At 58.3% G+C, this 14,912-nt stretch carries 12 protein-coding genes, 1 other RNA gene and 1 pseudogene; 9 read left to right on the top strand and 5 right to left on the bottom strand.

Features of this window, described 5'->3' with window-relative positions; genetic code table 11:
* Positions 1-20 precede the first annotated feature (20 nt).
* The 3 genes from AC1Q6D_RS20400 to AC1Q6D_RS20390 are packed head-to-tail and all read right to left on the bottom strand — an operon-like array spanning position 21 to position 2,173.
* Positions 21-335, bottom strand: a complete 315-nt coding sequence (locus AC1Q6D_RS20400; RefSeq protein ID WP_103404039.1) for an RnfH family protein — start codon at positions 333-335, stop codon at positions 21-23.
* The gene (locus AC1Q6D_RS20395) at positions 328-762 is read right to left on the bottom strand and encodes a type II toxin-antitoxin system RatA family toxin (protein ID WP_047537463.1); all 435 of its coding nucleotides are present in this window, start codon (positions 760-762) and stop codon (positions 328-330) included. Before AC1Q6D_RS20395 ends, AC1Q6D_RS20400 begins: the two co-directional genes overlap by 8 nt.
* Positions 763-769: 7 nt before the next feature.
* The gene (locus AC1Q6D_RS20390) at positions 770-2,173 is read right to left on the bottom strand and encodes a sodium-dependent transporter (RefSeq protein WP_103404040.1); all 1,404 of its coding nucleotides are present in this window, start codon (positions 2,171-2,173) and stop codon (positions 770-772) included.
* A gap of 118 nt (positions 2,174-2,291) precedes the next feature.
* Here AC1Q6D_RS20390 and smpB point away from each other — a divergent pair, with 118 nt between their 5' ends.
* Positions 2,292-2,774: an SsrA-binding protein SmpB gene (smpB, locus tag AC1Q6D_RS20385; protein ID WP_047537457.1), complete on the top strand. Its 483-nt coding sequence runs from the start codon at positions 2,292-2,294 to the stop codon at positions 2,772-2,774.
* A 72-nt stretch (positions 2,775-2,846) separates the two neighbouring features.
* On the opposite strand, the gene AC1Q6D_RS20380 is transcribed toward smpB, so the two are convergent.
* Entirely contained in the window at positions 2,847-3,614 is a 768-nt protein-coding gene (locus tag AC1Q6D_RS20380; protein ID WP_047537454.1) for an FCD domain-containing protein, read from the bottom strand.
* A 264-nt stretch (positions 3,615-3,878) separates the two neighbouring features.
* On the opposite strand from AC1Q6D_RS20380, the gene AC1Q6D_RS20375 reads away from it, so the two are divergent.
* From AC1Q6D_RS20375 to AC1Q6D_RS20340, 8 genes are all read left to right on the top strand, one after another.
* Positions 3,879-5,573: a lactate permease LctP family transporter gene (locus AC1Q6D_RS20375; RefSeq protein WP_103404041.1), complete on the top strand. Its 1,695-nt coding sequence runs from the start codon at positions 3,879-3,881 to the stop codon at positions 5,571-5,573.
* A gap of 151 nt (positions 5,574-5,724) precedes the next feature.
* Positions 5,725-6,549, top strand: a complete 825-nt coding sequence (locus tag AC1Q6D_RS20370) for a (Fe-S)-binding protein (RefSeq protein ID WP_047537444.1) — start codon at positions 5,725-5,727, stop codon at positions 6,547-6,549.
* On the top strand, positions 6,546-8,000 hold the full coding sequence (locus AC1Q6D_RS20365; protein WP_103404042.1) for a LutB/LldF family L-lactate oxidation iron-sulfur protein: 1,455 nt from the start codon (positions 6,546-6,548) through the stop codon (positions 7,998-8,000). Before AC1Q6D_RS20370 ends, AC1Q6D_RS20365 begins: the two co-directional genes overlap by 4 nt.
* Entirely contained in the window at positions 8,000-8,671 is a 672-nt protein-coding gene (locus AC1Q6D_RS20360) for a LutC/YkgG family protein (RefSeq protein WP_103404043.1), read from the top strand. Before AC1Q6D_RS20365 ends, AC1Q6D_RS20360 begins: the two co-directional genes overlap by 1 nt.
* Positions 8,668-11,478 (top strand): FAD-binding and (Fe-S)-binding domain-containing protein, encoded by a 2,811-nt coding sequence (locus AC1Q6D_RS20355; protein WP_103404044.1) that lies wholly within the window; start codon positions 8,668-8,670, stop codon positions 11,476-11,478. The genes AC1Q6D_RS20360 and AC1Q6D_RS20355 overlap by 4 nt, the downstream gene beginning before the upstream one ends.
* Before the next feature lie 204 nt (positions 11,479-11,682).
* Positions 11,683-11,958 carry a PA2433 domain-containing protein gene (locus AC1Q6D_RS20350; protein ID WP_103404045.1) on the top strand — a complete coding sequence of 92 codons (276 nt, stop codon included), beginning with the start codon at positions 11,683-11,685 and terminating at the stop codon, positions 11,956-11,958.
* Between the two features lie 99 nt (positions 11,959-12,057).
* Positions 12,058-12,447, top strand: a transfer-messenger RNA (tmRNA) gene (gene ssrA / locus AC1Q6D_RS20345).
* Between the two features lie 184 nt (positions 12,448-12,631).
* The gene (locus AC1Q6D_RS20340) at positions 12,632-13,888 is read left to right on the top strand and encodes an integrase domain-containing protein (RefSeq protein ID WP_103404046.1); all 1,257 of its coding nucleotides are present in this window, start codon (positions 12,632-12,634) and stop codon (positions 13,886-13,888) included.
* A gap of 374 nt (positions 13,889-14,262) precedes the next feature.
* Here the strand turns inward: AC1Q6D_RS20340 and AC1Q6D_RS20335 are convergent.
* Positions 14,263-14,862 (bottom strand): annotated as a pseudogene (locus AC1Q6D_RS20335) (endo alpha-1,4 polygalactosaminidase); the annotation flags it as partial.
* Positions 14,863-14,912: the final 50 nt, after the last annotated feature.

Below are 14,912 nucleotides of genomic sequence, written 5' to 3'. Positions count from 1 at the left end.
ATTGTCTGGTTTCATACGAGTTACTGATTCCGCGATCTGGCCTCGGCCGCCTTGGCCGCACGCAGCCGTCGAACCTCTTTCGGATCGGCGAGCAATGGCCGATAAATCTCGATGCGATCCCCTGACTGAACCGCACGAGTGTCGGGATCGGTGATCACCTTTCCAAAGATCCCCACCGGGCACTCGGCCAAGTCAAGGTCCGGAAATACCATTCCAATACCGGATGCCACCAGTGCCGCACGAACAGTCGTTCCTGCCGGCACCGCCACTGACAGAAGCACTTGACGATCAACCGCGGCATACGCCACTTCGACTTCTTTCAATGCCTCAACCATACATTTGCTTGGCCCGCTGACAGAATGCATCCACCAGTGTGTTGGCCGCCTGATTGAACAACGGCCCCAGGGTCGCGCGAACAATCGGCCCCGCATAGTCGAACGACAGATCCAGGCTGATCTTGCAGGCCTTCTCACCCAGCGGCTTGAACACCCACACACCATGCAACTGAGTGAACGGCCCCTCTTCAAGGTTCATTTCAATCGACTGACCGGGAACCAGGGTGTTACGCGTCACAAAATGCTGGCTCAGCCCCCCCTTGGCCACCCCAACACTCGCACGCATGTGCTCGGTGGAGGCATCCAGCACTTCGGCTGTCGAGCACCACGGCAGGAATTCCGGATACCGTGCTACGTCGTTAACCAGGTCATACAGCGCTTGCGCCGGATAGGGCAGCAAGGCCGAACGTGAAATGTGTGTCGTCATGTCAGCGTTATTTCCACAGCTGTGCGGCAAACACTACGAGAATGCCGATGGGCGCCACATAGCGCATCAAGAACAAGGACAGGGCAAAAATCGCTGGGTTGCGGGTCGCCAATTCGTCGCGCACCGCCTCCCGCCCCATCACCCAGCCTGCGAACACCACGAAACACAAACCACCGAGTGGCAACATGATCCGCGAGGTGAAGAAATCGATCACGCCAAAGAAATCCAGACCGCCCGCGGCTCCCCATTGGTAGAGGTGGAAAAAACCGCCTTCGTTCACGAAAAACTTCGCTTGCTTCCAGATATTGAAAGAAAACACCGTGCCGAGACCGACAAACCAGCAACTGAACGCCAGCCAGAAGGTAACCCAGGCGCGGCTGACTTTTGTCCGCTCAACCAGATAAGCCACCATCGGCTCGAGCAGCGAAATAGCCGAACTCCATGCCGCAATGGCTACCAGCACGAAGAACACGACGCCCATCAATTGGCCGAAGACTACGTTACCAAAGGCAAATGGCAAGCTGACAAACATCAGGCCAGGGCCTTCGCTCGGGTTCAGGCCTGCGGCGAACACAATCGGAAAAAGTGCCATGCCGGCCACGAGAGAAACCAGGGTATCGAGCAGCGCCACGCCAACCACAGTGCGCGTAATCGACGAGCTCTTCGGCATATAGGCGCCGTAGATCATGATCGAGCCGACGCCCACGCTCAGGGAAAAGAACGCATGCCCCATGGCTGGCAACAAACCATCGAGGACTTTTTCCGGGTGGAAGTCGAACATGAAATGCACGCCCTCCATGAAATGCCCGGTGGTCATGCTGTACCCCAGCAGTACAAGGATCATGACGAACAGCAACGGCATCATGATCCGCAGACTGCGCTCAAGCCCCGCCACCACGCCTTTGGCGATCACCACGGCAGATAACAGCATGAAAATCGTGTGCCAAAGTGTCAGCCGCCATGGATCAGCGATCACATTGCCGAAGTAAGCGCCCACCTGATCCGGCGTCACACCCTGGAAGTCGCCACGCCCCATATCGATGATGTAATCCAGCGACCAACCGCCGACAACGCTATAGAAGGACAGGATCAGCAAAGCCGTGATCATCCCGGCAAAGGCCCCCCAGGACCACTTGCCCGAACGCCCCGCTTCGCGCGCGAGCGCCTTCAGCGCGTTGGCAGGACTCTGCCGGGCACGCCGACCAATCAGGGTTTCAGCCAGCATGACTGGCACCCCGATCAACGCAATACAGGCCAGGAACATCAGCACGAAGGCGCCGCCGCCATAGACGCCAACCATGTACGGAAATTTCCAGATACTACCCAGGCCCACGGCCGAACCGGTCGCGGCGAGTATGAAGACCCAGCGGCTAGCCCAACTGCCGTGGACAGAAACCTTGTCTGTCGACATCGTTATTACGACCAAGCGTTCAAAAATGAGCGCGCATTGTCCGGGATTCAATCAACCTGCTCAAGCACGCAGCAACACCGTAGCCGACTCGCGTGCAACTCCCTATAATGCCGCCCCTATGGCTAAACAGAAGAAACACCCAACAGGGACCATCGCGCAAAATAAAAAGGCGCGACACGATTACTTCATCGAACATCGGTTCGAGGCTGGTCTGGTCCTGGCCGGCTGGGAAGTAAAAAGTCTGCGGGCGAGCAAGCTGCAACTGGTCGACAGTTACGTGCTGCTCAAGGATGGCGAAGCCTGGCTGCTCGGCAGTCACATTACGCCTCTGATGACCGCCAGCACCCACGTCATCGCTGACCCGACACGCACCCGCAAGCTGCTGCTCAACCGGCGCGAGCTGGACAAGCTGTCCGCCGCCGTGCAGCAAAAGGGTTACGCCTGCGTGTGTCTGTCCTGGTACTGGAGCAAGCACATGGTCAAGTGCGAGATCGCTCTGGGCAAGGGCAAGAAGGAATACGACAAGCGTGATACCGAGCGCGAGCGCGATGCCGGCCGCGAGTTGCAGCGTGCGGTGCGCAACAAGGGCAAGGAAGAGTAATTTTCCAGCCTGGTCACTGCTTTTGTGGCGAGGGAGCTTGCTCCCTCGCCACATTGAATCTCATGACGACAGCTACATCCCCTTGCGCCGCTCCGCCCGAGCCATGCGCTGCACTTCCTGACGCACTTCCTCCAGCACTTCCTGCACATACAGGATGTGTCGACTGGAAACTTCGCGCGCCTGTTCCGCACGACCTTCGACAATCGCCAGGTACAACTCGCGATGCTGTGTGATCAGCATGTCCCGGGTTTCGGTACGCTGCTTGTACATGCCGCCAATGTTGGTCACCACGTTGCGCTTGAGCAAATCAAACAACCCACGAATGGTGTGCAACAACACGGCGTTATGACTGGCCTCAGCGATCGCCAGGTGAAACTTCGCGTCCGCCGCGCCCTCTTCCGCCCGGCTCACTTCATCGTGACGTGAGTAGCAGTCCTGCAACTCGTTAAACGCCGCCGTCAGCCGCTCACGATCGACATCCGTAGCGCGTAACGCAGCGTAATAGGCACAGGACGCTTCAAGGGTATGGCGAAACTCCAATAGATCACGCTGCGCTTCAGGATTGCTCTCCAGCAGGTGCAGCAATGGATCGCTGAAGGTTGTGCCCAGGGACTCCACGACGTAGTTGCCGCCACCCTGACGACTGACCAACAACCCCTTGGCAGCCAGCTTTTGTATGGCTTCACGCAATGAAGGGCGAGACACACCGAACTGCTCGGCCAATACGCGCTCGGCCGGCAAGCGCTCGCCTGCCTTCAGCGTGCCCTCGAGAATCATGCCCTCAAGCCGCTCGACAATATCGTCAGACAAACGGCGCTGACGAATCTGATCAAACCCCATAACTCAATTTCTCCACGGCCCCGACGATTCGCCGGCGGCTCTATTCTGGCCTATCGGCGCAGCGCCGACACCTGCCAGACAGCCATTGCACAAGCAGATCAGACGACCCGAACGCACAGGCATTCGACAAGAATTTTAGAGCGGCAAATTGACACACCGCCTCCAAGGCTTTTACCCTAGCCAACAGCGATTGTAAATTGGTATTACCAATTAACCAAGAACGCTGATCAGTGCCTGACCAACAACAATTAGGGGCCACCCCATATGCAAACCTGGCAACAGCTCTACAGCCCGCTCGGCAGCCTCGGCTTGTCCGCCCTCGCGGCCGTTATCCCTATCGTATTTTTCTTCCTGGCCCTGGCCGTGTTCCGCCTCAAAGGGCACGTGGCCGGCAGCATCACCCTGGCCTTGTCGATTCTGGTGGCAATCTTTGCCTTCCAGATGCCGGTCGACATGGCATTCGCCGCCGCCGGCTACGGCTTCGCCTACGGTCTGTGGCCAATTGCCTGGATCATCGTGGCCGCCGTGTTCCTCTACAAACTGACGGTCAAGAGCGGGCAGTTCGAAATCATTCGCAGCTCCGTGCTGTCGATTACCGACGACCAGCGCCTGCAAGTGCTGCTGATCGGCTTCTGCTTCGGCGCCTTCCTGGAAGGTGCAGCCGGTTTCGGCGCGCCGGTCGCGATTACCGCCGCGCTGCTGGTCGGGCTGGGCTTCAATCCACTGTACGCCGCAGGCCTGTGCCTGATCGCCAACACCGCCCCGGTGGCGTTTGGCGCCCTGGGCATTCCGATCATTGTTGCCGGGCAAGTGACCGGTATCGATGCGTTCAAGATCGGCGCCATGGCCGGTCGTCAACTGCCGCTGCTGTCGCTGTTCGTACCGTTCTGGCTGGTGTTCATGATGGACGGCCTGCGGGGTGTCCGTGAGACCTGGCCGGCAGCACTGGTGGCGGGCTTGAGCTTTGCCGTCACCCAGTTCTTCACCTCGAACTTCATTGGCCCGGAACTGCCGGACATCACCTCGGCCCTGGCCAGCCTGATTTCCCTGACGCTGTTCCTGAAGGTCTGGCAGCCGAAACGCGCCGCCGGCCAACACATCGCCGGCGCCGTCTCGGCGTCCGTGGTCACCGCCAGCGCTGGCGGCTTTGGCCAGAAGCGCACCACCGTCGCTTCGCCTTACAGCCTGGGTGAAATCTTCAAAGCCTGGTCGCCGTTCCTGATCCTGACCGTGCTGGTCACCATCTGGACCCTGAAACCGTTCAAGGCCATGTTCGCCGCCGGCGGCTCGATGTACAGCTGGGTGTTCAACTTCGCCATTCCGCACCTGGATCAAATGGTGATCAAGGTTGCACCGATCGTCTCAGCGCCGACGGCTATTCCGGCGGTGTTCAAGCTTGACCCGATTTCTGCGACCGGCACGGCGATTTTCTTCTCGGCGCTGATCTCGATGCTGATTCTGAAGATCAACATCAAAACTGGTCTGACCACTTTGAAAGAGACCTTCTACGAACTGCGCTGGCCGATCCTGTCCATCGGCATGGTGCTGGCGTTCGCCTTCGTCACCAACTACTCGGGCATGTCCTCGACCATGGCCCTGGTATTGGCAGCCACTGGCGCCGCGTTCCCGTTCTTCTCGCCATTCCTCGGCTGGCTCGGTGTGTTCCTGACCGGTTCCGACACTTCGTCCAACGCCCTGTTCAGCTCGTTGCAGGCGACCACCGCGCACCAGATCGGCGTTAACGACACCCTGTTGGTGGCGGCGAACACCAGCGGCGGCGTGACCGGCAAGATGATCTCGCCACAATCGATCGCCGTGGCCTGCGCCGCGACGGGCCTGGTGGGCAAAGAATCGGACCTGTTCCGCTTCACCCTCAAGCACAGCCTATTCTTTGCAACGATCGTCGGCCTGATCACGTTGGCCCAGGCCTACTGGTTCACCGGCATGCTGGTGCACTAAACGCCACAAGCGGCATGGAAAAAACCGACGCCGGACCACGATTCCGGCGTCAGCTATTCACCACCCGGTCTGTAAGGCTGCTGAAAGAATCACTCTCTATATTCAGCGGCCTCAGCGGACGGATAACCGGGATCACCCGGAGACACGCCTGATGAGCGAACTTTTTTACAACGCTGTGCCGAATGCGACCCGTGTCGCCCCGCCACTGCCCGAGCCTCGGCAATACCCCAGCGAAAAACCGCAAAGGGTCTACCTGTTCGGGACCTGCGTAGTGGATTTGTTCTACCCGGAAGCCGGAATGGACGCGATCCACTTGCTGGAGCGCGAAGGCATCCGTGTCGAGTATCCGCAAGGGCAAAGCTGCTGCGGCCAACCGGCCTACACCTCTGGTTACACCGAGCAGGCAAGGACCGTGGCGCGCTCGCAACTGGCGCTGTTCGCCGGGGATTATCCGGTGGTGGTACCGTCCGGTTCGTGCGCGGGCATGCTGCGTGAACACTATGCCGACTTGTTCAAGGACGAGCCGCAAACGTTGAAACAGGTTCAGGCACTGGCGGCCAGAACCTACGAACTCGCCGAATTCCTGTTGCATGTCTGCAAGGTGCGGCTCAAGGACAGCGGCGAGCCCGTGAAAGTGGCGTTGCATACCTCGTGTTCGGCACGCCGGGAAATGAACACCCACTTGCATGGCCGCGAGTTGCTGGCGCAACTGAGCAATGTGGAGCGAGTGGAGCACAGTCACGAAAGTGAATGCTGTGGCTTTGGCGGGACTTTCAGCGTCCGTATGCCGGACATTTCCGGCGCGATGGTGGCCGACAAGACCCGGTCATTGAAAGAATCCGGCGCGCACAAGGTACTCAGTGCCGACTGCGGTTGCCTGATGAACATCAATGGCTCGCTGGAAAAACAGAAGGAAGCGCTGCGCGGCCAACATCTGGCCAGCTTCCTTTGGCAGCGTACCGGAGGTGCCCGATGAGCACTTCCACGATTATTCCTACGGTCGCCGTAGAAGAAGATTTCCGCACCCGCGCTCACGAGGCGTTGGGTGACACGCAATTGCGAAACAACTTTCGCAAGGCGATGGATTCACTGATGACAAAACGGGCAGCGGCGTTCAGCGATGCCCATGAAAGAGAACATTTGCGAGCGCTGGGCAATGCCGTCCGCGCCCGAGCATTATCCAAGTTGCCCGACCTGCTCGAGCAACTTGAACAGAACCTGACCCGCAACGGTGTGAAAGTGCACTGGGCGGAAACGGTGGACGAAGCCAATGGCATCGTCCTCTCGATCATCCGTGCTCACGAGGGGCGGCAAGTGATCAAGGGCAAATCGATGGTCAGCGAAGAAATGGAGATGAACCATTTCCTCGCTGATCAGGGCATTGAATGCCTTGAATCGGACATGGGCGAATACATCGTCCAGCTCGACAACGAGAAGCCTTCACACATCATTATGCCGGCAATCCACAAGAATGCCGGTCAGGTCGCGTCCTTGTTCCACGACAAACTTGGCGTGGAATACACCAAGGACGTTGACCAACTCATTCAGATCGGTCGCAGGGTCCTGCGGCAGAAATTCTTCGAAGCGGACATCGGCGTCTCCGGTGTCAACTTCGCCGTGGCCGAAACCGGCACCCTGCTGCTGGTGGAAAACGAAGGCAACGGCCGCATGACCACCACGGTGCCGCCGGTGCATATCGCCGTCACCGGCATCGAGAAAGTCGTGGAGAACCTGCGCGACGTGGTGCCACTGCTGTCACTGCTGACCCGCTCGGCCCTGGGCATTCCGATCACCACTTACGTCAACATGATCTCCGGCCCACGCAAGGAGCATGAGCTCGACGGCCCGCAGGAAGTGCATCTGGTCTTGCTCGACAACGGTCGCAGCCAGGCCTTTGCCGACAGCGAATTGCGCCAGACCCTGAACTGTATTCGCTGCGGCGCCTGCATGAATCACTGCCCGGTCTACACCCGAATCGGCGGCCATGCCTACGGCGAGGTTTACCCTGGCCCTATCGGAAAAATCATCACCCCGCACATGGTCGGCCTGGCGAAAGTCCCGGACCACCCGAGCGCCTCGTCGCTGTGCGGCGCCTGTGGTGAAGTGTGCCCGGTAAAGATTCCGATCCCTTCATTGCTGCGTCGCCTGCGCGAAGAAAACGTCAAAGCCCCGGACAGCCCTCATCAAGTGATGCGCGGCCAGGGCAGCAAATATTCGCGCAAAGAGCGATTCATCTGGAACGCCTGGGCGAAACTAAACAGTTCGCCGACGCTGTATCGCCTGTTCGGATTCTTCGCCACACGCCTGCGCGCCCTCACACCGAATAATGTTGGCCCGTGGACACAGAACCACAGCGCACCAAAACCCGCTGCCCGCTCACTGCATGACATGGCCCGCGAGCATCTGGCCAAACAGGGAGATCGTTGATGAGCGCCAAGCAAAACATCCTCGCCAAACTGCGTAAAAGTCTGACAGGCACCACGCCGGTGCCTGACAACTTCGATGTCGATCTGGTGACGCAGCCCTACACCTACGCGCCGGAGCAACGCATCGCTCAATTGCGCAAATTGATGGAAGCGGTACACACGGAAATCCATCTGACCTCGGGTGAAGACTGGCCTGCGCTGCTCGCGCAATTGCTGCAAGAACGACAGTTACCGAGTCTGCTGATCGCACCGACGACGCCCCATGGTCAACGCATCACTCAACACTGGTCGAATAATCCGCACCTGCCGACACTCAAAGCCTACGACCGTCCCGTCGAGGAGTGGAAAGCCGAACTGTTCAACGACACCCCGGCCAGCCTGACCGCCACCCTCGGCGCAATCGCTGCCACAGGCAGCCTGATCCTCTGGCCGACGCGTGAAGAGCCGCGATTGATGAGCCTCGCGCCACCGGTGCATTTCGCCCTGCTCAAGGCGAGCGAGATTCGCGACAACTTCTATCAGGTGCAGCAGGAGTTCGAATGGGCCGAAGGCATGCCGACCAATGCGTTATTGGTGTCCGGCCCGTCGAAGACGGCCGACATCGAACAGGTGCTGGCCTACGGCGCCCATGGTCCGAAAGACCTGGTTGTATTGATCCTGGAGGAGCAATGAGTCTACCGGCCGCTTTTTTGCGTGATGCACAGCAACTGATTCCACAGGAACGACGCTTCGACGACCCGTTGTCGACGCTGGCCTTTGGCACCGACGCCAGTTTCTATCGACTGATTCCAAAACTGGTAATACGCGTCGAATCCGAAGAAGAAGTCGTCACGCTGCTGAAACTGGCCCAGCGTGACCGGGTGCCGGTGACGTTTCGCGCTGCCGGTACCAGCCTTTCTGGTCAGGCGATCAGCGATTCGGTGCTGATCGTGCTGGGCGATAACTGGAACGGTCGCGAGATCCGTGGCCAGGGCACACAAATCCGCCTGCAACCCGGCGTGATCGGCGCCCAGGCCAATGCCTGGCTGGCGCCGTTCGGGCGCAAGATCGGCCCGGATCCGGCCTCGATCAATGCCTGCAAAATCGGCGGCATCGTCGCTAACAACGCCAGCGGCATGTGCTGCGGCACGGCGCAAAACACCTATCACACGCTGGCCGGGATTCGTCTGGTGCTGGCCGATGGCAGTCGCGTCGATACCGAAGACGCCGCCAGCGTCGCGGCGTTTCGCCAAAGCCATGCCGCGCTGCTGGAGCGTCTGGCGACATTGGGCCGCGAGACACGCGCAAACACCGAACTGGCTGCGAAGATTCGCCACAAATACCGTCTGAAAAATACCACCGGCCTGTCACTCAATGCCCTGGTTGATTTCGACGAGCCTGTGGATATCTTGAGCCACTTGCTGGTGGGCTCCGAAGGCACACTCGGTTTCATCAGCGCCGTGACTTACGACACGGTGATCGATCACCCGAACAAGGCCTCGGCGCTGATTGTGTTCCCGGATGTGGAAACCTGCTGCAACGCGGTCACGGTGCTGAAAAGCCAACCGGTGTCGGCAGTAGAGTTGCTGGACCGCCGCAGTTTGCGTTCGGTACAGAACAAACCCGGCATGCCGGCTTTCGTACAGCAGCTGTCGAATAATGCCTGCGCCCTGCTGATCGAATCCCGCGCGGCGTCGTCCACGCTACTGCATGAACAACTGGCGCAGATCATGGCGTCGCTGGCATCGTTCCCGGTGGAAAAACAGGTCGATTTCACTGAGGACCCACTGGAAAACGCACGTCTCTGGGCGATCCGCAAAGACACCTTCCCCGCCGTCGGCGCGGTGCGCAAAACCGGTACCACGGTGATCATCGAGGATGTGACCTTCCCGGTGGAACAACTGGCCATTGGCGTGAACCGGCTGATCGAGTTGTTCGACAAACATCACTACGACGAAGCGATCCTCTTCGGACACGCACTGGAAGGCAATCTGCACTTCGTCTTCACCCAGGGCTTCAATAACCCGGAAGAGGTCGCACGTTATCAGGCGTTCATGGACGACGTCGCGCAGTTGGTCGCGGTGGAGTTCGGGGGTTCGCTGAAGGCCGAACACGGTACCGGACGCAACATGGCACCGTTCGTCGAACTGGAGTGGGGCAGCGATGCCTATCAGTTGATGTGGCAACTCAAGCGCCTGCTCGATCCCAACGGCATTCTCAACCCGGACGTGGTGCTCAGCGAAGATCCGCAGATCCATCTCAAGCATCTCAAGCCCTTGCCGGCCGCCGACGAGATTGTGGACAAGTGCATCGAATGCGGCTTCTGCGAACCGGTTTGCCCGTCGAAAGGCCTGACCCTGAGCCCGCGCCAACGCATCGTGATCTGGCGCGACATTCAGGCGAAGAAACGCGCGGGTGTGGACACCACCGAACTCGAAGCGGCTTACGAATATCAAGGCATCGACACCTGTGCCGCCACCGGTCTTTGTGCTCAACGCTGCCCTGTAGGCATCAACACTGGCGAACTGGTGAAAAAGCTTCGCGGCCGACACGCCACGCATACGAAAACCGCCAATTGGCTGGAAGGAAATTTCGCTACGGCACTGCAAGGTGCGCGCTTGACCCTGCACGTGGCCAATGGTGCACGGATGTTGCTCGGCGCACCGCGGTTGACCAGGCTGTCCGCTACGGTCACGCGACTTTCCAAAGGGCAAATCCCGCAATGGACCAATGCCATGCCGCAGCCTGAACGGGCGATCCGTTTCAGCCCGACCGTGTCGGACGAGCGCCCGCGCGTGGTGTACCTGGCCGCATGTGTCTCACGGGCCATGGGGCCGTCGGCCGGCGACAAGGAACAAATGTCGCTCTACGACAAAACTCGCGGCCTGCTGGAAAAGGCCGGTTATCAGGTGGTGTTCCCGGACAATCTGGACAACCTCTGCTGCGGCCAGCCCTTCGCCTCCAAAGGCTATGCCGAACAAGCCGAACACAAACGCCAGGAACTGATTGGCGCGCTACTGCACGCCAGTCGTGGCGGGCTCGATCCCATCTACTGCGACACCAGCCCCTGCACCTTGCGCCTGACCCAGGACCTGGGCGATGTGCGCCTTGACCTGTACGACCCGGTGCGCTTCATCCGTACGCATTTGATGGATCGACTGGACTTCACCCCGCAGGACACGCCGATCGCGGTGCATGTCACCTGCAGCACCCAGCACCTCGGGGAAAGCCAGGCGCTGATCGATCTGGCGCGCAAATGCAGCAAAACCGTGGTCATCCCCGAAGGCATTCACTGCTGCGGGTTTGCCGGCGACAAGGGCTTCACCACGCCCGAGTTGAATGCCCATTCGCTGCGCACCTTGAAAGACGCCGTTCAATACTGTGGGGAAGGCATCTCCACCAGTCGCACTTGTGAAATCGGCCTGAGCCAGCATGGCGGGATCGACTATCACGGGCTGGTTTATCTGGTGGACCGCGTGACGCAAGCGCGTCCGGCTTGAAGGTAATGGATTGAAAGGGGCCTCAGCCCCTTTTTCATGCAACTGCGATTTGCGACAGGGTTTGCGCAAACCGGCAAAAAAAAACCGAATTCCTCCTTGCAGCTATAGTCATTTAGCTAGGCCCTGTGAACGGGCTTATAACCACCTCGGCCAGCGGCCTCTTCTGCCGGCAGCACCGAGCCCTCATGCGCAAGGAGATCACCCATGAAGCACTCTGCAATTGCTGGATTGTTCATCACCGCTGCACTGTTGGCGTCGCCGGTATTCGCGGCGGATAAAGATCTTTGCGAAAACAATATCAAGCAGATTCAAGCGGCCTTGGACTCTGATCCCGCCATATCAGAAAACTCCGATGACAACATACAAGCAGGCCTGGACAAAGCAAAAGCAGCCCAGGCCAAAGGAGACGATAAGGGGTGCCTTGGAATCACCGGCGGTTTGCTGGAGAAAATTCAACTGCGAAACCCAACCAACAAGTAATACCGCTCGGCCAGGCCAACCTTCGGGTTGGCCTTCCGGGCTACATTGGCGTAGACTACGCAGGCTTGTTGCTCATTCAGATTCACGAGCAATGAGTTCGGGGCCGTTTAGGATTCGACGCCGGTCGCGAAACTTTAGGTGCATGCCGAGTTGGTAACAGAACTCGTAAATCCACTGTTGCAACTACTTATAGTTGCCAATGACGACCAATACGGTGCTGCTCTCGCTGCTTAATTGCAGCTGACATGCACTCCTGGTGCCTTCGGGTCCAGCAATCATCAGGGGATGTCTGTAAACCCGAAATGATTGTCATATAGAACAGAATCGCCGTGCAGTACGTTGTGGACGAAGCGGCTAAAACTTACACAACTCGCCCAAAGCACCCTGCCCGTCGGGTCGCTGAGGGTTAACTTAATAGACACGGCTACGCATGTAGTACCGACAGCGGAGTACTGGCGGACGGGGGTTCAAATCCCCCCGGCTCCACCAATCAAACATCTAAAGACGTCCAAGGACGTCTTTTTTTGTGCCTTAAACCCAGCAAACATGGGGCCTTCAGCGCCATCATGATCTATCAGCGTCCATAGACATCCATGCAAACGTGTATTCCAAGTGGTATTCCAAGCTCCCAGCTGGTAATTTTTGGAATACACAAACAGCATTGGAATACACCATGTGCGCCCAAGCCACGCGCCTTTCAGACATGAAAGTCAAAGCCGCCAAGCCTAAGGAAAAGGACTACACACTCACGGATGGCAACGGCCTCCAAATGCGAGTGAGAGTGAATGGCTCAAGGCTATGGAATTTCAACTATATCCATCCCGTGACCAAAAAACGGATCAATATGGGATTAGGTACCTTTCCCGAGGTCAGCCTGGCCCAAGCCCGCAAACGGACTGTTGAGGCTAGGGAGCTTGTCGCCCAGGGACTAGATCCGAAAGAGCAGCGCGATGCTGATCGCCAAGTGAAAAAAGCCGCGACAGAGCACACGTTTCAAAACGTGGCGACGGCATGGTTTGAACTAAAGAAAGACTCAGTGACAACTGCCTACGCTGAAGATATTTGGCGCTCGCTCACGCTCCACATCTTCCCGGACCTGGGCTCAACCCCAATTTCCGCAATCAGCGCCCCTAAAGTCATCAATTTGCTCAGACCTCTTGAGACCAAAGGTAGTTTGGAGACTGTTAAACGGCTGACCCAGCGCCTCAACGAGATCATGACTTATGGGGTGAATTACGGGCTCATCCATGCTAATCCCCTTAGCGGGATTCGCTCGGTCTTTAAGAAACCAAAAAAGAAAAATATGGCGGCACTGCCGCCCGATGAGCTAAATGAGCTCATGGTGGCAATTGCCAATGCCAGCATCAAAAGAACAACTCGCTGCCTAATCGAATGGCAGCTCCACACGATGACCCGACCCGCAGAGGCCGCCACCACTCGCTGGGCTGACATCGACTTCGAGAAGAAAATCTGGACGATCCCAGCGGAGCGCATGAAGAAACGTCGCATACACATTATCCCTCTCACGGAGCAGTCTCTGGCACTCCTAGAGGCCATCAAGCCCTACAGTGGAAACAGGGAGTACGTTTTTCCTGCAGACCGGAACCCTCGCACTCACTGCAACAGCCAGACCGCCAACATGGCGCTAAAGCGTATGGGTTTCGAAGGGCGTTTGGTAAGTCATGGCATGCGATCAATGGCGAGCACCATCCTCAACGAGCAGGGCTGTGATCCTGAGTTGATCGAGGTTGCGCTTGCCCACGTCGATAAAGACGAGGTACGCAGCGCCTATAACCGAGCGGACTACATAGAGCGCAGACGCCCAATGATGAAGTGGTGGAGCGAGCACATCCAGGAAGCTGCCACCGGCAACCTCTCAGTGTCAGCAATCAAGGAAAACAGGGACAGAAAAGTCGTGTCGATACGTTGATCTACGGCCCGGTGTCGGACAAAACCCATGGTTCTCGGATAGAGAGAACGTCATTGCTCCGACACATCGTCGCTGGACTCCTCGACATCGGATTTCATCGTTGCGTACATCTTCTTGAGCAGTGGCTCAATGATGCGCTCCGCCTCGTCCCAGTAGTCTTCACGAAGCATCGAGTACTTCACGTCCAAGTGTATCTCTCTATCGAAGGGGAAGTCCGTTGGAGTCTCCAGTCCAACAATTAGCTGCATGTCCTCCGGCAACTCTTTTGCGATGAACTGAAGCACAGCGGGAAGATTAATATCGTCTTCGAACGCCGCGAACGCGCTTTCTGCGCCCATGCTACCAACGACGTCCTGGAACTTGAGCTCTCCTTTGCTCGTACCCAACAACGTGGAGATGCGCTGATAGTTCTCGTTAAGTGTGCTGAGTTCCGGCTGACGCTGGTGCAGCTCCCGCAGAAAACTGGCCAGGGCATGGCGTTGCGCTTCTTGCTCCGCTTGCGGCATCAACTGGAAGCTGTCGAGCGTGTCGAGGAACAGCCCGGCGTAACCTTCGGCTTGCAGTGCCTTGGCGCGGCTGAACAAATGCTCACGCCAGGCCGGCGCGGCGAGGTCCATGACCTGGCTGTCCCAGGCGCCGTTGCGAACCGGGCTGACGGCTTTGCCCAGGCCGGCCTTGTCGATGGCCGCCTTGTTGCCGCTGAATTCACCGACGGACAGGTAGGCAAACGGCTGGCTGCCCAACTTGCGCAGGGTTTTGACGTCCCCCGCCGACACATGCCCCGGCTCGACCACCGACCAGTCGAACTGGGCCAGCTCGGAGATCGGCGGCTCGTCGGCATACCAAAAGGTCACGCTGGAAGGTGGCGTCAATGCGGCAGCCTGTACGGCGGGGCCACTGACACACAATGCCAGAGCGGCTAACAGTCGCTTGGCGACCGAGCGGACACGCGTCCTGCGAAAAACGATTTCCATAACTCACTCTTGAAATGACTGAACCGTTACCGCTTGAACATCGGGCAGTA

Source organism: Pseudomonas sp. MT92, from assembly GCF_058792515.1.
The sequence above is the reverse complement of the archived record's forward strand: the minus strand, read 5'-3'. Positions and strand labels throughout refer to the sequence as shown.